This is a genomic window from Maribacter sp. ACAM166 (genome assembly GCF_005771495.1).
Lineage (GTDB): Bacteria > Bacteroidota > Bacteroidia > Flavobacteriales > Flavobacteriaceae > Maribacter.
The window spans coordinates 1-18,732 of sequence record NZ_VAUW01000003.1 but is presented as its reverse complement, the minus strand read 5'-3'; the positions used below and the strand labels follow the sequence as shown (position 1 = coordinate 18,732).

General features: G+C 34.9%; 14 protein-coding genes. 8 read left to right on the top strand and 6 right to left on the bottom strand.

Going from position 1 to position 18,732, the window contains the following annotated elements; all coding sequences use genetic code 11:
- Position 1: 1 nt before the first annotated feature.
- Entirely contained in the window at positions 2-1,534 is a 1,533-nt protein-coding gene (gene guaA / locus ES765_RS02800; protein ID WP_138111079.1) for a glutamine-hydrolyzing GMP synthase, read from the bottom strand.
- A gap of 75 nt (positions 1,535-1,609) precedes the next feature.
- Here guaA and ES765_RS02795 point away from each other — a divergent pair, with 75 nt between their 5' ends.
- Positions 1,610-2,335 (top strand): SIMPL domain-containing protein, encoded by a 726-nt coding sequence (locus ES765_RS02795; RefSeq protein WP_138111078.1) that lies wholly within the window; start codon positions 1,610-1,612, stop codon positions 2,333-2,335.
- Between the two features lie 414 nt (positions 2,336-2,749).
- Positions 2,750-3,295 carry a pyridoxamine 5'-phosphate oxidase family protein gene (locus ES765_RS02790; protein ID WP_138111077.1) on the top strand — a complete coding sequence of 182 codons (546 nt, stop codon included), beginning with the start codon at positions 2,750-2,752 and terminating at the stop codon, positions 3,293-3,295.
- On the opposite strand, the gene ES765_RS02785 is transcribed toward ES765_RS02790, so the two are convergent.
- Together ES765_RS02785 and bshC are read right to left on the bottom strand one after the other, a co-directional pair.
- Complete coding sequence (locus ES765_RS02785) at positions 3,284-4,669, bottom strand: ArnT family glycosyltransferase (protein WP_138111076.1); 1,386 nt, start codon at positions 4,667-4,669, stop codon at positions 3,284-3,286. The two genes, ES765_RS02790 and ES765_RS02785, sit on opposite strands and share 12 nt — an antisense overlap.
- On the bottom strand, positions 4,670-6,274 hold the full coding sequence (gene bshC / locus ES765_RS02780) for a bacillithiol biosynthesis cysteine-adding enzyme BshC (RefSeq protein ID WP_138111075.1): 1,605 nt from the start codon (positions 6,272-6,274) through the stop codon (positions 4,670-4,672).
- Positions 6,275-6,445: 171 nt separating this feature from the next.
- On the opposite strand from bshC, the gene ES765_RS02775 reads away from it, so the two are divergent.
- The 4 genes from ES765_RS02775 to ES765_RS02755 all read left to right on the top strand — a co-directional run bounded on the left by ES765_RS02775 (position 6,446) and on the right by ES765_RS02755 (position 14,001).
- Entirely contained in the window at positions 6,446-8,896 is a 2,451-nt protein-coding gene (locus ES765_RS02775; protein ID WP_138111074.1) for a M14 family metallopeptidase, read from the top strand.
- A 373-nt stretch (positions 8,897-9,269) separates the two neighbouring features.
- Positions 9,270-11,624, top strand: coding sequence for a DUF2339 domain-containing protein (locus ES765_RS02765; RefSeq protein WP_138111073.1), 2,355 nt, complete (start codon positions 9,270-9,272; stop codon positions 11,622-11,624).
- The gene (locus ES765_RS02760) at positions 11,608-12,834 is read left to right on the top strand and encodes a DUF3999 family protein (RefSeq protein ID WP_138111072.1); all 1,227 of its coding nucleotides are present in this window, start codon (positions 11,608-11,610) and stop codon (positions 12,832-12,834) included. Before ES765_RS02765 ends, ES765_RS02760 begins: the two co-directional genes overlap by 17 nt.
- A gap of 207 nt (positions 12,835-13,041) precedes the next feature.
- The gene (locus ES765_RS02755; protein WP_317131389.1) at positions 13,042-14,001 is read left to right on the top strand and encodes a lipid A deacylase LpxR family protein; all 960 of its coding nucleotides are present in this window, start codon (positions 13,042-13,044) and stop codon (positions 13,999-14,001) included.
- A gap of 77 nt (positions 14,002-14,078) precedes the next feature.
- Here the strand turns inward: ES765_RS02755 and rimO are convergent, their stop codons facing one another.
- The gene (gene rimO / locus ES765_RS02750; RefSeq protein WP_138111071.1) at positions 14,079-15,380 is read right to left on the bottom strand and encodes a 30S ribosomal protein S12 methylthiotransferase RimO; all 1,302 of its coding nucleotides are present in this window, start codon (positions 15,378-15,380) and stop codon (positions 14,079-14,081) included.
- Between the two features lie 111 nt (positions 15,381-15,491).
- On the opposite strand from rimO, the gene ES765_RS02745 reads away from it, so the two are divergent.
- Together ES765_RS02745 and ES765_RS02740 are read left to right on the top strand one after the other, a co-directional pair.
- A complete protein-coding gene (locus ES765_RS02745; RefSeq protein WP_138111070.1) occupies positions 15,492-16,607 on the top strand; it encodes a serine hydrolase domain-containing protein in 1,116 nt (371 codons plus the stop codon).
- Between the two features lie 98 nt (positions 16,608-16,705).
- Positions 16,706-17,308 (top strand): nitroreductase family protein, encoded by a 603-nt coding sequence (locus ES765_RS02740; protein ID WP_138111069.1) that lies wholly within the window; start codon positions 16,706-16,708, stop codon positions 17,306-17,308.
- A gap of 57 nt (positions 17,309-17,365) precedes the next feature.
- Here ES765_RS02740 and ES765_RS02735 read toward each other — a convergent pair whose 3' ends face one another.
- Complete coding sequence (locus ES765_RS02735) at positions 17,366-18,049, bottom strand: metallophosphoesterase (protein WP_317131394.1); 684 nt, start codon at positions 18,047-18,049, stop codon at positions 17,366-17,368.
- A gap of 177 nt (positions 18,050-18,226) precedes the next feature.
- Positions 18,227-18,460, bottom strand: a complete 234-nt coding sequence (locus ES765_RS02730; RefSeq protein WP_249356209.1) for an amidase family protein — start codon at positions 18,458-18,460, stop codon at positions 18,227-18,229.
- Between the last annotated feature and the right edge of the window lie 272 nt (positions 18,461-18,732).

Genomic DNA, 18,732 nt, shown 5'->3' with positions numbered 1-18,732 from the left:
TTTATTCCCATTCTATAGTTGCTGGAGGTTTTGAACTTATATCATATACGACACGATTAACGCCAGGGACTTTATTAATGATATCATTAGACGTTTTTTGCAAAAACTCATAGGGTAAATTCACCCAATCTGCAGTCATACCGTCTGTACTTTCAACTGCTCTTAAGGCTACACATTTTTCATACGTACGTTCATCACCCATAACACCTACACTATTTACAGGCAAAAGCATAGCACCTGCCTGCCAAACCTTATCGTACAGACCCCATTTTTTTAATCCATTAATAAAAATAGCATCCACCTCTTGTAAAATCGCTACTTTTTCTGGCGTAACATCTCCTAAAATACGAATAGCCAAACCTGGCCCTGGGAATGGATGTCTTCCTAATAAAGCTTTATCTATTCCTAGACTTGCGCCTACCCTCCTTACCTCGTCTTTGAATAACATTTTTAGAGGCTCCACTACTTTTAATTTCATGAAATCTGGTAAACCACCAACATTGTGATGACTTTTTATAGTTTGCGATGGTCCTCCTGTGGCTGAAACGGATTCGATAACATCTGGATAAATAGTACCCTGCGCCAACCATTTAGCTCCCTCGACCAAATGAGATTCATCATCAAAAACTTCAATAAATACACGACCAATCGTCTTTCTTTTGGTTTCTGGGTCACTCTCCCCTGCTAAGCCTTCCAAGAAACGTGCCGAAGCATCGACTCCCTTAACATTGAGCCCCATACCTTCATATTGCTTCAAAACATCTGTAAACTCATTCTTTCTTAAGAGTCCATTATTCACAAAAATACAGTGAAGATTTTTACCGATTGCTTTATGCAGTAATACGGCTGCAACTGAGGAATCTACACCACCCGATAATCCTAAGATTACCTTATCATCTTTAAGCTTCTCTTTTAAATCTGCCACAGTGGTTTCAACAAAAGCATCTGGTGTCCAAGATTGTTCCATTTTAGCAATATTCACCAAAAAGTTTTCCAGAATTTGTTTTCCATCTGTTGAGTGATATACCTCAGGATGAAATTGAATAGCATAGGTCTGCTCTCCATCAAATTTAAATGCTGCATTCTCCACATCATGGGTACTAGCAAGCAATGTTGAATTTTCTGGAAGTTTCTTAATTGTATCCGCATGGCTCATCCATACTTGACTACCAACACCAATCTTCTCTAAAAAAGGTTCATTTTCTACAATAAAACTGAGATTTGCGCGACCGTATTCCCTTGTATTAGATTTCTCTACACTACCTCCATTAAAATGTGCCAAATATTGTGCTCCATAACAAACACCTAATAAGGGCTTTTTACCCCGTATTTCAGAAAGATCCGGGTGAGCCGCATCACCTCCTCTAACAGACAAAGGTGATCCTGAAAGAATCACAGCTTTGTACTCAGAAAGGTCTTTCGGTAATTTATTATAAGGTTTGATTTCAGAGAAAATATTCAGCTCACGTACACGTCTACCAATCAATTGAGTGTATTGTGAACCAAAATCTAGTATTAGGACTTTATTTTGCATAGGCAAAAATAACAAATTGACTGTTCTTGAAAAGTATCTTTTAGTTATATTTAGAATGGATTTTAAGATTTTTCAATGAAACACGTAAGTGCAATTATTTTCGGAGCATCTATAATCATAGCAGCCTATTTTTTAGGGCATGCGTATGTACAACGAGCCAACCCACCACAAATCATCTCCGTTACTGGTTCAGGAAATGAAAATTTCACCTCTGACCTCATTGTTTGGGAAGGTCAATATTCAGCAAACAGTACTATTCTGAAAACTGCATTCGATCAATTAAACAATGATAAAGAAATTGTAAATAAGTACCTAACATCTAAAGGTATAGATACAGGTAGCATTATTTTCAACAGTGTTCAAACTACAGAAATGCGCGATAACCAATATGAAAATGGAAATTACGTAGGAAGTATTTTTCGAGGATTTCAATTGATGCAGACCGTGAAAATTGAATCTGAAAATGTTGCTTTGGTCGAGGGTGTATCTCGAGAAATAACAGAACTACTAAATAAAGGAGTGCAATTTAATTCCTCTCCACCGAGATACTATTATACAAAATTAGCTGACCTGAAGATAGAAATGATTTCGAAAGCTACAGAAGATGCTAGAATACGTGCTGAAAAAATAGCCGAAAACGCTGGTAGCGATTTAGGTGATTTAGTTTCTGCCAACATGGGCGTATTCCAAATCACTGGGCAAAATTCTGGAGAAGATTATAGCTGGGGAGGTGCCTATAATACTTCTTCTAAAAACAAAACAGCATCGATAACAATGCGCCTAGAATATAAGGTGAAATAGCAATTCTACTTTACACAATGGTATGTATTGATTTGGGAAATGAATATTTATAACACTTTTTACAAATCAAAAAAATTACATTATTAAAATTTATAAAAACAAAAGCCCGGGAATCACCCGAGCTTTCAATTTAACCAACCAACTGAATACATTAAAAGAAAATCTTTTTCATAACAAATTGTATTCAAGTACTTAGTCGGTAATTCTTCATCAACCTTACAATAACGATTAAAAAAATAAAAGCTCAGGAACCACCCTGAGCTTTCTACTAAATCAAAAACCAACTTCAAACCAAAAAACTAAATGTTCAACTAAATCACTCTCTTTTTTATAGCTATTTCATATATAACAACCAACTAACCAATTACCCTACTTTTCATCGTTAATATTTTTATCTTTAAAAAAACTATTGGAATGACAGATTTCTTTTTTGAAGAATTAAGTGAAGAAATACACAAAGGTGTCAACAAAAAAGGACATCCTTTTAGATATATTACCATGGCTACTGTAGGGAATGGAACCGTAGCTCGATTACGTACAGTTGTGCTACGGCAAGTTTCCAAAGATTTAAGATTAACCATCTATACGGATAGTCGTACTGAAAAAATCAATCATATTAAAGAGAACAATCAAATAAGCCTTCTCTTATATCACCCCAAAAAATTATTACAATTAAAAATTGAGGGAATTGCTCAACTTGTTACCGATACAGAAAGATTAAAACAATATTGGACAGGAGTCCAACCGAGCAGCAGAAAAGACTACATCACAAATCAAAGCCCTGGGAGTAGTATCAACAATCCAGAACAAGTAGAATACATTGAAGACGAAAACTATTTCGCTATGATTGACATTGTACCGAGCAAAATAGAATATTTAAAACTAAAGAGACCCAATCATATTCGGGTAGCATTTAAAAAAGAAAACTCCGATTGGAATGGCACTTTCTTAGTCCCTTAACTCAATATAAAAATAAAGGTTTTGCTTTTCTTTTCCGAAACCGATAATACTATCTACTACTCTATTAGTAGACTCATTTAATTTATTCAGCGAAACCCTTATTACTTTTCTTGTTTTTAAATTTCCTGTTGATAACGAATAATCATCGGCAGCAATGATTGTTTTCTCAGAATGTAATAGTCGAATGTTACCTGCAAAGGTGACATTAGGGAGTATCCATTGATAATCATTATATTTTTCCTGTAATTTATTGCCAATTGGCTCAAAACCATAGTGTACTGACGATGGAATCTCTAAAAATTTCTCAACGGGAGTTCTAATGGTTTGTGTAAAAATCATCACATAGAACGCCCAAAAGCCTATGGTTACAAATTTCTTGCTATTTTTAAATTTAACTGATTCTAACAGTACCACTGTAAAGGGAATAAACAAAGGTAATAACCATCTGGTTTCTACTTTCTGAATCTGAATAAAGGTGAAAAATAACCCCAACACAATCAATTGCACTATGAACATTTTAATAAACCAGGTATTTGCCGGTTTACTGAGTTTTATATGTTTAAGAAAATAGTTTCCCAACAATCCAACGAGTATCAAATAAACTAAAGCCAAGAATCCCTTGAGACATAACACATTAGGCATTATTGAAAAACCTTTATATACTTCGTCGGTTCCTATTTTTGTTCTTATACTTTCCTCTAAAAATAACAGATAACCCGAAGGGCCTAAAAGCCAATAGCCATGGGGTAAAACACACAAAAGTGAAATAGATATTGTTATAAGAATTTTAAAGTTCCAAATAGTGCTTTGCAGCTCTTTATCCCAAATTGAAACCAAAAAAAAGGTTAATAAAAAGAACATATAATTGTATTTTGATAGTATGCCAATACTTACAAATACGCCAAGCAACAAATAGTTCAAAATAGATTTAGTATGTATTAGCAGTTGAATACAATAATATGTTCCAACAATGCAAAAACACAATAAACTGGTATGTGAAAGTCTTCTAAAAGTAAAATCAATAAATACTGGTACTAATACCAGAACTAAAACTGTGAGCTTCGACTTATCTCCATCTTTTATTCTGAGCTTAGCAAACCTATAGAGGAATAATAAAGTACCCCCAAACAGTAATCCTCTAAATACCGAGAATGAAATTTTATTGACACCGAATACTTTATTAAAACCATACTGCAACCAAGTATACAATGGCGGTTGATCATCATAACCCCAACGTAACCATTGGGAATAATAGGCCTGTTCTGCATCTTCCAGCTCTAACGCATTCTTAAATAAAGTAATTAGGGTTATCGAAAGACAAGAAACAAAACCAAGTAGGGTTATTCCTTTCAGATAAACATTCTTGCCTATCATTTAATTTTGAGTAATCACTGTAAAATTTAGTTCAAGAGGTTGTAAAGCTTCAAATAACATAGGGAGTAATTCTTTACCATATTCCAAATAAAACTCAGAAAAATTAAGCTGACGTTCTTGTAGAGATTGCAATGGGAATAGTTCATTTTGTAGTTCGGTCAAACGAACCACATGATCCTTCAGCTTTCTTTTTTGAGCCTTTAACAAACGTTTTTCTAAGGCATCAAGTCCTTTTTTCTGTTTTACCTCTTGTGCTTTCACTGCGCCTATAAATGATTTATCTGTCTTTTTGGCAAGCTCATACATCGCTTTGAACTGGTCTTCTAATATTTTTTTTTGTGGTGTAAAATCAACGTCTATATTTGATATTTCCCTGATTTTCTTATTGATTAAACTACTTTGCTTTAAGAACACATCTGATGTAGAAAGTTTCATTCGCTCTAATTTCTCAGCTTGTTTTTCAGTTATGAGCAATGCTGAATTTCTAACCAATAAAATCGGAAACGGTACATTCATTGCTTCAAATGCAGCCTTCATTTCTAACCAATATGCAATTTCACCACCACCACCTATGTAACATACATTAGGTAATATGACTTCTTGGTATAATGGACGAGCAATTACATTAGGCGAAAAACGTTCTGGTGAACTTTCCATCTCATGAATCAATTCTTCTTTTGAAAATGAAATGGATGTATCATTTACTACAAAATTTTCCTTGCTTTCAATAATTCGTTCACGAATACCATCCTTCAAATAAAAATAATTGATTTCACGAGGATTCACTTGCACCGGATAATCAGTGGATATTTGCTGTATTTCTTTAATTGTCTCAGTTACTTTCTCGAACGCTGTTTGTTCGAAAATATCCTTTTTCATATAAGGAATAAGCATCCTTTTCAAGTCCTTATCATCACCGTCAAGAATTACGAGTCCATAGTCCTTAAAAATTTCATTTGCTAAAAAACGGGTAGCATCCGTAAGCGTATCATGTTTCAAATACGCTTCCTGAAACAGGAGTTTTAAATCTTCGGCATTACTACTATCCCCAATCGAACTAGCAAATAAACTAAATACCTCCTCTAAACCTTCTGTTGCTAAATGCCCTACAGCCCCAGAAGCTTTTTTATTCCATTGAAACTTTAATCCCTTAAAATTGAAATAATTGATTTCGTCAAAGTCATGATCTTCTGTAGCCATCCAATAGATAGGTACAAAATTACTATCTGGAAATTCATCCTTTAGCTGTTTAGCTAAATTAATGGTAGATATAATTTTATATAAAAAATATAATGGTCCGGTGAAAAGATTCAATTGATGCCCCGTAACAATAGTAAACGTATTACTTTCCTTAAGCAGTGCTATATTATTAAGTGTGTCTTTAGAAGCACATACTTTTTCGTACTGATTTAGTATGGATTGATTTAAAATAGTTCTCTGGCCTTTAGTAAAACTTTTTCCCTTTTCCTGAATTTGACCTTTAAAACCAGCTAAATCAGGAAACCTATTGTACAATGGTTTCACTTTAGATTCTGCGGCTACATAATCGCATATCAATTTCGAAAAATAACCAGTCTTTTCTAAGGGCAAACAGTCAATATCCATATAATTATTAAAAACTAGGTAAATATAAAACGCTTTATACTTACAGTTCCTAAAAATACGTTAATTACGACAAGTATTAATTACCTATATACTCACCAAATTACAGTTCATAACATGGTAGGTTATCAGATTAATGTATAGATTTGGCTTATTCAGAATACAACCGACGATATGAAATTAAAATTACACTACGCATTTCTGTTACTTCCGTTTTTTACTTTCGCTCAATTAAAATCTCCTTCGGAGTTTTTGGGCTATGAATTGGGAACTCAATTTACCAGACAACATCAAGTTGTGGATTATTACCAGTATCTATCTGAAGCTGAACCGCAACGTATGAACCTTTTGGAGTATGGAAAAACCAACGAACGTAGGTCTCTTCTTTTAGCTACTATTTCCTCTAAAACTAATATGGATAACCTAGAGAATATACGGTTGGAACATATGAAAGGCATGACCGGTGAAGGCGCACCAGAAAAAGCGATTGTTTGGCTTAGTTATAATGTTCATGGCAACGAAAGTGTGAGTACGGAAGCTTCGATGCAGACTATCTATGATCTTTTGACCACTAAAAGTAGTTACCTCGAAGATGTTGTTGTTTTAATCGACCCATGTATTAACCCAGATGGTCGAGATCGGTACGTGAACTGGTACAACCAATTCAAAAACTCACCAAACCAAGTAGATCCATTCAGCAAAGAGCACAACGAAGGCTGGTGGAGCGGGCGTAGTAATCATTATATGTTCGATTTAAACCGTGATTGGGCCTGGTTAACACAAGTTGAAAGTCAGCAGCGTTCAAAAGAGTTCAACAAATGGTTGCCGCATGTACATGTAGATTTTCACGAACAAGGTGTGGACAACCCTTATTATTTTGCCCCGGCGGCAGAGCCTTTTCATGAAGTAGTTACTGATTTTCAGAGAGCATTTCAAGTAACCATCGGCAAGAACCATGCAAAGTATTTCGACGAGAACGGATGGTTTTATTTCACAAAAGAATCCTTTGACCTTTTGTACCCAAGTTATGGAGATACCTACCCCACATATAATGGTGGTATTGGTATGACGTATGAGCAAGGCGGTAGTGGCCGAGCCGGGTTAGGGGTTGTTACCAGTATTGGAGACACCCTTACCTTAAAGGACCGTATTGCGCATCATCACACCACAGGGTTATCAACGGTCGAAGTTGCTTCAAAAAATGTAACCAAGCTTAATGATGAGTTTAAAAAATTCTATCAAAAAAAGGATTACAAGTACCAAAGCTATGTACTTAATGGAAACCCGGATAAACTGGAGGCATTGGCTAATTTGTTAAGCCAGCATGAAATAGAATATCAGGTTGGTGAAAATACCACCGTTAAAGGTTACGATTACGCAACAGGAAAGTCGGGAACGTTAAAGAGTAGCGATAAAAGTTTGGTCATCTCTTCGGGCCAGCCTAAAAGTACGTTGGTCAAGGTTTTATTTGAACCGAAGGCAAAACTTACTGATTCCGTTACGTATGACATTACAGCATGGTCGCTGCCATATGCCTATGGTCTTAAGGCTATTGCAAGTGAAAATGGTGTAGACAAAACATATGCTCCAAAGAATAACACTACATACGGAGTAGTACAACCCGATAGTTATGCCTATCTAGCCGATTGGAACAGTATGAAAGATGCTAGGTTCTTGGCCGAACTATTACGTAACAATATTCGTGTTCGATACGCACATAAACCTTTTACGTTAGACGGCATATCGTATGAGCGTGGAACCCTTATTATTACCAAAAGTGATAACAAAAATGTAAAAGGTTTCACTAAACTATTAGAGAATGCTTCGCGCAATAACATGAAGGAACTTACCGCTACAACTACTGGCTTTGTAGAAAGCGGTAAGGATTTTGGCTCTAGCTCTGTTGACGTAATTCAAAATTTAAATATTGCAGTTCTTTCGGGAGAGCCTACCTCTACCCTACGTTTTGGTGAAATATGGAACTTTTTTGAACAACAACTGAACTATCCGGTATCTGTATTGGATGAAGATTATTTTAGCAAGGTCGACCTAACCAAATACGACATTTTAATTTTACCCGATGGAAGAGGCTACAACAGTTTCCTAACCAATCAGATTAAGGAGAAAATTAAGGACTGGGTAAAACATGGAGGAAAACTAATTGCGATGGGTGGTGCTATTGACGGACTATCAGCTGATAAAGATTACTCAATTAAGAGAAAAGAAATCAAAAAAGATTCAACCATAAGCTTAGAGTCTTTTGAAGCTTCTGAACGGGAACAAATAAAATATGCTATAACAGGGGCTATTTTCAAAGCAAGTGTAGACAACACCAACCCTTTGGCTTATGGCTATGAAGACACCTATTTCACACTAAAATTAGGAGATCGCTCCTATAATTACCTAGAAAATGGTAGCGCCGTTTATTTAAGTGAAGGAGCCAACCAGCCTGTTTCTGGATTTGCAGGTAGTGAAGCAAAAAAGAAGATTGCTGAAACCTTGATTTACGGAACTGAATCAATGGGTCGTGGCCAAGTAATTTACATGGTCGACAATCCGCTTTTTAGAGGATTTTGGGAAAATGGAAAACTATTTTTTGCCAATGCCCTTTTTATGGTCGAATAAACAACACCTATGAAAGAACACAATATGGAAGCTCTTATATACTACTCTAAGTTAACCCTGGATGAGAATCATATTGTCAACTCATCAAAGGCAGAAATTCAGTAAAAACTAGATAATTATGCGAAAGATGGTTGGCGATTGGTTTCTACAGATGCATCCAACTTTGGCACACTCATGTGTATTTATCTATATCTATAGTTTATAAAATAAAAAGTTAGCGTAGAAAGCTAGTTTACTTTAATATCCTTGAAATTCTTAACTAGTTTCAAGGATGTTTTTTTTGGAGTAAACCTAACTACCTTCCCAACATAGTTCATTCTTTTACGTTAATAGTAAGCTAAACCAATTAAAAAGGAACACTAAACCAACCTATATGGAAGCTAATCAAGACCAAATTGCTGCACTATTGCAAAAGTTGGAACTACTTCTAAAAAAGCAGCAGGACTTTAATATTGAGGTAAATGAAATTCGAAGGGATATTCAAATACTCAGAAACACCCAAGCAATTAAATTAACAGAAATTCAAAAAGAACCTACAAACCAACCTGTTAATGAAGTCATTGAAAAAGTTGCGCCAGCTTCTCAAAAAATACAGTCGAAAGAAATTCCGTTAGAATCAAAACCAGAACCTGTTAATCCTCCAGTTAAAAAAATAAGTAAACCAAAAGGTAAATCAAACCTTGAAAAATTTATTGGTGAAAACCTCATCAACAAAATTGGAATCTTGATTACTGTAATTGGTGTTGTCATTGGCGCAAAATACTCTATTGAAAACAACTTAGTAAGTCCGCTAACACGAATTATACTAGGATATTTGGTAGGATTAGGATTATTAGGTTTTGCATTTAAACTAAAAGCTAAGTATGAAAATTATAGTGCTGTTTTGGTAAGTGGCGCTTTGGCAATTCTGTACTTTATCACGTTTACGGCCTATGACCTCTACGGACTTTTCCCTCAACTTGTAGCGTTCTCCATTATGTTGTTATGCACTGTTTTTGGCGTGGTGGCATCACTTAATTATAATAAGCAAGTGATTGCACATATCGGACTAGTTGGTGCCTATGGAGTTCCTTTTTTGTTAAGTAATAATTCAGGAAACACCACCGTTCTTTTTAGTTACATGGCCCTTATCAATATTGGGATATTAGTTATTTCCTTAAAGAAGTACTGGAAAGCTCTGTATTACGTTTCGTTCGCATTTACTTGGCTTATTTATGGAGCCTGGTCACTATTTTCTCGTGAAAATGGCGATTTCTATATGGGCTTTACCTTTCTAACCGTTTTCTTCTTCATATTTTATAGTACTTTTTTAGCTTTTAAATTGGTGAAAACTGAACAATTTAAAGTTGGTGATATCATCTTAATTCTATTCAACTCATTCCTATTTTATGGTTTAGGAATTTCATTGTTGTACAGCTATGAGGGCGGAGAGTCATTTTTAGGACTCTTTACGTTAGTAAATGGATTAATACATTTTGTAATAACCTTTTTCATATATAAAAGAAAATTAGCTGACCGAAAGCTTTTCTTTCTAACTTCTGGTTTTGTACTCACTTTTATTACCATCGCCATACCGGTACAATTAGATGGTAACTGGGTAACCCTTATTTGGGCCCTTGAAGCTGCGCTACTATTTTGGATAGGGCGAACTAAAAAAGTGCCATTTTACGAACATTTATCCTATGTATTGGCACTACTCTCTATTTTTAGTTTGTCTATGGATTGGTCTGAAACATATCTAGGATATAGCACGACTTATGATGAACCTAACCCAACACCTTTCTTTAACACCACAGTACTCACTTCATTATTATGCGTGGTTTCGTATGGTTTCATGAATTGGATTCAATCGAAATTCGATATTGAAAAAAAGACGGTAGCCAATAAGTTAATGTCACTTGGCCTACCTGCATTATTAATCTTAACCCTATATTTATCAATATATTTTGAAGTAGCCAATTACTGGAGCAATGCTTTTGAAGCTTCAAAAATCGAAGTTACTGGAGGTGACAATCATTATTATCCTGAATATAATTACAACCTTAAAGATTTCGGTGCACTATGGACGCTCTTTTATACCATGTTATTTCTAAGTCTTCTCAATATTGTCAATGCTCTTAAGATTAAAAATAAAGCATTAGGCATTGTAGCCCTAGTTTCAGGTTTATTCGTAGTACTTACCTTTTTAACTAGCGGTCTTTACACGCTGAGTGAACTTAGAGAAAATTTTCTAACTCAATATTTGTCCGAATTTTATCACATCGGTAATTACAATATCTATGTCAGATATATAGGTTTTGTGTTTCTTGTCTTTTTATTATTTGCAATACGCACCATAGCTCGACAAGACTTTATGAAGATTAATTATAAAGTACCGTTCGAAATTCTATTACACGTCTCAATTATTTGGATTGCAAGTAGTGAGTTGTTGAATTGGATGGATTTAGCTAGTTTAGAACAATCCTACAAATTAGGATTGAGTATTCTATGGGGACTTTATGCATTACTTCTCATTGCCCTTGGTATTTGGAAAAATAAAAAACACCTGCGTATTGGCGCAATTGTTCTGTTCTCCTTCACTTTGATTAAATTGTTCTTCTACGATATTTCGTCGTTGAATACCATTTCTAAAACAATCGTATTTGTATCCCTTGGAATCTTATTGTTAATCATTTCCTTTCTTTACAATAAATACAAACATATCATAGCAGATGAACCTAAACAATAGCATTTACATACTTGTTTTCGTCCTTACTTCTTCGCTGTCTTTTGGTCAGATGAATACCTATTCCAAAAAAATAGAACTGAAAAGAGCTACGAGCCAATGGAATAAAGTTGTACTACCCAATGAAGTTTTTAAATATGTAAAACCTGATGTAACGGATGTTCGAATATACGGAGTTACAGCAACGGATACGATTGAAGCTCCTTACATCCTTAACCTGTCAAAAACTGTTGACTCCAATACTTCCATTCCTTTTGAGCTCTTAAACACGGTCACAAATTCACAGGGGTATTATTATACTTATGAGTTACCTGTGAAGGAGACCATTAATGAGATAAAACTGAATTTTAAAAATTCAAATTTCAATTGGCTTACAACTTTGGAAGGAAGCCAAGATCAACAAGAGTGGTTTACTGTTTTAATGGATTATCGAATTCTATCCATAGTAAATGATCAAACCGATTACACGTTCACAAATTTGAAATTTCCTGATGCTAATTTCAAGTTTTACAGATTAAAAATCAGCAGCGCTGAAGAGCCAATTTTGAAATCTGCACATATCTTTAAACAGGCTAAAAAAGCACCAGAATACCGGTCTTATTCAGTCAACTCTTTTGAAACGACTCAAGAAAAAAAGAATACCATTATTGATGTCAATATAAAAAACCGTGTTCCAGTAAGCTTATTAGAGCTTACTGTTGATGATAAATTTGATTACTACAGACCAATTAGCATACAATACCTTGTAGATAGTGTTAAAACTGATAAAGGCTATTATTATAATTATAGAACCTTAGCGACACGAACACTTTCTTCATTAGAATCGAATTCCTTTCAACTACCCAGTACGCTAGCACAAAAATTTCGAATGATAATTTCTAACCATGATAATCAACCGTTAAAAATTTCTAACGTACAACCTAAAGGATATCTATATTCCCTAACAACTCGATTTATAGAACCCGCAGCCTATTTTCTAGTTTATGGAAAACCTGATGCGAACTTTCCTAATTATGATATTGCAAAGACTCCTGCTTCATTACCCGATGATATTACTACACTTGCATTTGGCAAGGAGTCAGACATTTCTAAAAAAGAACCTGAAACAACAAATCCCCTTTTTGAAAATCAGTGGTGGTTGTGGGCAATACTAGGAATTATTATTCTATTCTTGGGATACTTTACAATACGAATGATGCAGAAAAAGATATAAGCGTACAATTTATAGAAGTACTTGAAGGGCTTTTGATTAATACCAAATAAAATTCTATCTTTTTGTTTCTAGCTTAAAAACTACAAATCACTATTCTTTTAATTATGTTCTGAAAAAACAAAGCTCAATTCTGAATATGGAGTTTTGTTTTTTTACCGTAATAAAAATAGAAAGATAAAACCTATCTACACTTTTCTCGTAAGTTGTATGATGAAGTTAACTACTCTTTTACTACTTGTTTTACCAATAGTCCTTTTAAGTCAAAAAATAAACAACCTCGTATCTTATAGAGATATGGGCAGTGAGAGCTATTTTCGTTTTCATTATGACAACGATTTTTTTTCTGCTTCAGACCAGAATTATACCCAAGGCTATAGTTTTGAATTTGCAAATCCAATTTTCAAGAAAAATCCTATAAATTATATTTTTATTAAACCAACGGATCATTCAACTACTTTCGGAGTTGCCATTGAACATATCGGTTATACACCTAGTGATTTTGTAAGTCCTGAGATACAAACTGGAGACCGACCTTTTGCAGCTGCGATATATCTAAGAAGCTTTTTTACCTCGATTGATATGGTTAAAAAGAGGCGCTTATCTCAATCTCTTAGTTTAGGGTTAATTGGCCCTGCAGCGTTTGGAAAAGAAATGCAGACCGAAATTCATAAGCTCACAGGTAACAAGATGCCTGGCGGATGGGACAATCAGATACAGAATGATGTAGTACTTAATTACAACATTGATTTTGAAAAACAATTGTATCGTTATAACGACTTAGTCTCACTACAATCCGTAGCCTCTATACAGCTAGGAACACTATTCACGAACGCAGCTATTGGTTTCAATACCTCTTTCGGTGTTTTAGACGCACCCTTTTCGCTGTTAAGTAATTCTTCAGCTTTTAAAATTTACGCTTATGCTCAGCCTGTGGTGTCGGTTGTTGGTTATGATGCAACCTTACAGGGTGGTATTTTCACTACTGACAATCCTTATTTTATTTCCTCTAAAAACGTAGAAAGTTTAACTGCCCAAGTAGATTTTGGACTTATTTTAAAATATAATAAAATCTATTTAGAATACACTCGTACCTCCATTACCCGAGAGTTCAGATCAGGACAATCGGCAAAATGGGGCGGATTTAAAGTAGGATATCTTTTCCATTAAAAACTCAAAAGCCATTATTGATTACGTAATCAATAATGGCTTTTCTAAATAATATCTATGACAGAATTTATATATGTCTAAACTGGCTCACCATAAAGGTCAAAATCTGCCGCTTCTGTAATCTTTATATTTACGAATTCACCTTGCTTCACATAATGCTTTGCAGCATCAATAAGTACCTCGTTATCCACATCTGGAGAATCGAACTCAGTTCTACCTATAAAATAATTTCCTTCTTTACGGTCTATAATACAACGAAAAGTTTCTCCTACTTTATTCTGGTTTAGTTCCCATGAAATTTGAGACTGAATTTCCATGATAATGTTAGCGCGTTCTTGTTTTATTTCCTCTGGCACATCATCTTCCAATGAAAATGCATGGGTATTTTCTTCATGACTATATGTAAAACAACCTAATCGCTCAAAACGCATGGCAACAACCCAATTTTTAAGCGTCTCAAAATCTTCTTCGGTTTCTCCTGGATACCCAACAATCAACGTAGTTCTAATGGTCATTTTTGGAACGGTAGCCCTAAACTCTTGTAATAACTTAGTCGTTTTGGCCTCCGTGGTTCCACGACGCATACTTTTTAGAATTCGGTCAGAGATATGCTGTAAAGGTATATCTAAGTAATTACACACCTTCGCCTCTCTATTCATGACATCCAATACATCCATAGGAAAACCTGTAGGAAATGCATAATGTAAACGTATCCATTCAATTCCTTCAATCTTCACCAAAGCTTCTAAAAGCTCAGCAAGATTTCGTTTTTTATATATATCAAGTCCATAATAGGTAAGATCTTGTGCAATTAAAATCAACTCCTTTACTCCCTTGGCAGCTAACTTCTCAGACTCCGTTACCAAATCTTCAATTCGTTTACTCTTATGCTTACCACGCATTATTGGAATTGCACAGAACGAACATGGTCTATCGCAGCCTTCTGCAATCTTTAGATAGGCATAGTTTTTCGGGGTAGTCGTTAACCGCTCCCCTATTAATTCATGCTTGTAATCAGCACCCAAAGCTTTCAACAAACCAGGCAATTCACTGGTACCGAAGTATTCATCGACATTAGGTATCTCTTTTTGTAAATCAGGTTTATAGCGTTCACTTAAACATCCCGTTACATAAACCTTATCCACTACGCCATCTTCTTTCTTTTGAACATACTCCAAAATCGTATTAACACTCTCCTCTTTGGCATTGGCAATAAAGCCACATGTGTTAATAACTACGATGTTTCCTTCCTCCTCATGTACAACTTCTTTGTTATTGGCCTTTAACTGACCCATGAGTACTTCAGAATCATATACATTCTTCGAACAACCTAGTGTTACTACGTTGATTTTGTTCTTCTTAAGGGTTTTTGTCCTCATAATTTTAATTGGGGTGCAAAAATACGATTTGGGTCTTTAAAAACGTTAGATATAGACAAATTTACCAGTAATCTTTAGTCGATTATTGAAAATAAGAGCTATAACCTAAAAATGACCCTGAAATTTTCCCATCATATTGGCCTTTTAATTATATCATCATTACTTTTTGCTTGTTCTAGTGATACTACTTCCGAAAAAAGTGAAATACCTGAGGTGGTCGAACCAATACCACTTGAAACTTATTTTCCACCTATATCGAGAACAAATGAATGGGAAACCGTTTCTATGAAAACGTTAAGTTGGAATGAAGACCAACTAGCTAATCTATACGATTATTTGGAAGACCATAATACGGATGCATTTATTATTCTGAAGAATGGTAGAATTGTAATTGAAAAATATTTTGGTGATTTTAAATTAGCCGATAATCATGCTTGGAACTCTGCTGGAAAAAACCTGACAGCCATGCTTACCGGTATTGCTCAACAGGAAGAATACCTTAGCATAACTGATACTACTTCGAACTATTTAGGTGAAGGTTGGTCGAGCATGCCTATTAATCAAGAACTTGCCATCACCATAGAAAATCAACTGACCATGACCACTGGTTTAGATTATATGATAGACGATACGTTTTGTACAGATCTAGAATGCTTAACATATTTAAATGACCCAAGTACATCGTGGTATTATCATAATGCACCTTATACCTTACTGGACGATGTTATTGCAAATGCAGTCAACACAGATTTTAATTCTTATTTCTCCGAAAAAATAAAGGATCCAATAGGCATGCAAGGAACGTTTATTGAAATCGGATATAATAATGTATACTTTAGTACCGCTAGAAGTATGGCACGTTTTGGAATTTTAAATTTAAATCAAGGTAATTGGGACGGCTCTCCTATTCTATCTGACACAACATATTTTAATTCCATGACTAATTCCTCTCAAAATTTAAATCCTTCATACGGTTATCTCTATTGGTTAAATGGAAAAAATAGTTACAAATTACCCGGAACGGATGAAATATTTACCGGAAGTTTAATACCAAATGCACCAGATGACATGATTGCAGCGCTAGGAAAAAACGACCAGAAGTTATATATGGTTCCTAGTATGAATTTGGTAATTGTTCGTATGGGCAGCGCCAGCGGTAATAAACTTTTAAGTCCATCAGGTTTTGATAATGAAATCTGGGGACTGATTAATGAAATTATTCAATAGCCTTATTAAGGTAAGACCCCCTGATATTATATCAATTATCTTATAAAACACCTAGATTTTAAACAGTAACTATTCCTATTTTTGCAAAAAATAAAATGATGGATTTTAAGACAGTTGCTGAAAAGAGATATACTACCAAAATATACGACGCTTCAAGAAAAATTTCAGAAGTGCTTATAGAGGACTTGAAGCATATTTTAAAACTAAGTCCGTCATCTATTAATAGCCAACCTTGGTTATTTACGTTTGTTTCCCAGAAAGAAACGAAAGACGCTTTGGCCGACGCATCTTTTTTTAATGCACCGAAAATAAAAAATGCAAGTCATCTTGTCGTTTTCAGTGTTATGAATAATCTTGAACTGTTCGAACGTCATGTAGAAGAAAATTTGGCTGAAGGCCCCGTAAATTATTACAAACAATTCGTTAAGGACCAACCAGCCGAAAAGACCATTAATTGGCTTTCTCAACAAGTATATTTATCCTTAGGGTTTTTCTTAGCCGCTTGTGCCGCTATGGAAATAGACTCTACACCTATGGAAGGCATAGAACCTGAAAAATATAAGGACATTCTTAATATTGAAGATTACAAAGTTCTTTTTGCTGTAGCAATAGGATATCGTGATGCGGAAGACAGCAATCAGCCAAGTCATAAAGGTAAATCGAGATTAGCAGTAAATCAGGTTATCAACTCTATTGATTAAGGCTTTATTGTCGCTGGCTAATTTCATATTCAAACAAGAGTAAAGAATACTTTCATCCTATACTTCTTGCATCAATTCAAATAGCGTTATCTCTGGCCTGACATTGAAGCGAACTTGAACAATACAACCTAATGCACGGTTAATGTAAAGCGTTCTACCATCTTCCAAATCAATTTCACCAGCATCGTACTTTCTGTTTTTAACAGCCAGTAATAGTGGTGGCAAGAACGGTGGTTTCACTTGACCACCATGCGTATGGCCAGCCAAAATCCAACCCTTATAATTATTCCAAACAGGTAAATCACACACATCTGGATTATGGCAAAGTGCAATATTTGCCTTTACTGGGTCATACCTTTTGGTAGCCTCTTCAGGATTAAAATTAACACCCCAAAGGTCATCTATACCTAAGAAATTAATACCGTTTAATTCGATGGAATCATTCCTCAAAATATCAATACCAACATTTTTTAAGCTTTGGGTGATTTTTTTTGCTACTCGTTCTTCTTCATAATGAATACCATAATCATGATTACCTAAAATGCCTACCGTGCCTAAACTTCCAGTCACAGCATATTTAAGCACATCTTGGAACTGAACAACTTGCTCATCGGTTTCATAACTTACATAATCTCCTGTATATACAACAAAATCAGGCCTTAATTTTTGAGCCTCCTTAAAGGCATCAATTATGTATTGATAGTCAAAACCATCCCCAATATGCATATCACTAATTTGCATCAAGGTTTTACCGATAAGTTATTTTGGTAAATTCTTAACTGGCATTTTCACATGAACAAACTCCAACCAAAAGGGTTCAACCTGCCAACTATATAACCCGGTCAAAATACCTAACCCAGCAAATCACTGAAAAGATTTTTTTATAAACTTTCGCCTTTCCATGTAATTCTTAAGGTTTTAATCTTCGTAGCCTTTTGGCATTACCCGAACTTTCGATTCCTTTTCAAAAGCTTTTCCAATACGCAGCAAATTGGCTTCTGAAAATTGCTTACCAATAAACGTAAGACTAACAGGTTCTCCTGATTCCTTATATCCCATAGGCACTGTAAGAGCCGGATACTTAGCTACAGCTGCATAACCCGCATGAAAATTATTGACAGATAATACCGCATCTAATTTATGTTCGTCCATTATGGAATCAAAAAACGCGCGTCCATTTTTCTCTAAATTGGCTTTTATTTCCTCTAAACCTTGTACTGAAGTCGAATCTGAAATGATACCTTCAAAAAGAGCTTGACCATAAGGAATTCTAATTAATGAATCTGCTTTATTAAAAACCTGAGTTCGATTAAAACATAACTAGTTGATTTGTTTTAACGGTTTGATATTTGATGCTAGGTTTCTTGGGCAAGAAGCTATATGCAATAAGGCCTGAGATAATATTCACCAAGAAATTACCAAAG

Coding starts and splice junctions, on each gene's coding strand:
- guaA (WP_138111079.1), bottom strand. CDS start 1,534: ATGCAAAATAAAGTCCTAATACTAGATTTTGGTTCACAATACACTCAA.
- ES765_RS02795 (WP_138111078.1), top strand. CDS start 1,610: ATGAAACACGTAAGTGCAATTATTTTCGGAGCATCTATAATCATAGCA.
- ES765_RS02790 (WP_138111077.1), top strand. CDS start 2,750: ATGACAGATTTCTTTTTTGAAGAATTAAGTGAAGAAATACACAAAGGT.
- ES765_RS02785 (WP_138111076.1), bottom strand. CDS start 4,669: ATGATAGGCAAGAATGTTTATCTGAAAGGAATAACCCTACTTGGTTTT.
- bshC (WP_138111075.1), bottom strand. CDS start 6,274: ATGGATATTGACTGTTTGCCCTTAGAAAAGACTGGTTATTTTTCGAAA.
- ES765_RS02775 (WP_138111074.1), top strand. CDS start 6,446: ATGAAATTAAAATTACACTACGCATTTCTGTTACTTCCGTTTTTTACT.
- ES765_RS02765 (WP_138111073.1), top strand. CDS start 9,270: ATGGAAGCTAATCAAGACCAAATTGCTGCACTATTGCAAAAGTTGGAA.
- ES765_RS02760 (WP_138111072.1), top strand. CDS start 11,608: ATGAACCTAAACAATAGCATTTACATACTTGTTTTCGTCCTTACTTCT.
- ES765_RS02755 (WP_317131389.1), top strand. CDS start 13,042: ATGATGAAGTTAACTACTCTTTTACTACTTGTTTTACCAATAGTCCTT.
- rimO (WP_138111071.1), bottom strand. CDS start 15,380: ATGAGGACAAAAACCCTTAAGAAGAACAAAATCAACGTAGTAACACTA.
- ES765_RS02745 (WP_138111070.1), top strand. CDS start 15,492: ATGACCCTGAAATTTTCCCATCATATTGGCCTTTTAATTATATCATCA.
- ES765_RS02740 (WP_138111069.1), top strand. CDS start 16,706: ATGGATTTTAAGACAGTTGCTGAAAAGAGATATACTACCAAAATATAC.
- ES765_RS02735 (WP_317131394.1), bottom strand. CDS start 18,049: ATGCAAATTAGTGATATGCATATTGGGGATGGTTTTGACTATCAATAC.
- ES765_RS02730 (WP_249356209.1), bottom strand. CDS start 18,460: ATGGACGAACATAAATTAGATGCGGTATTATCTGTCAATAATTTTCAT.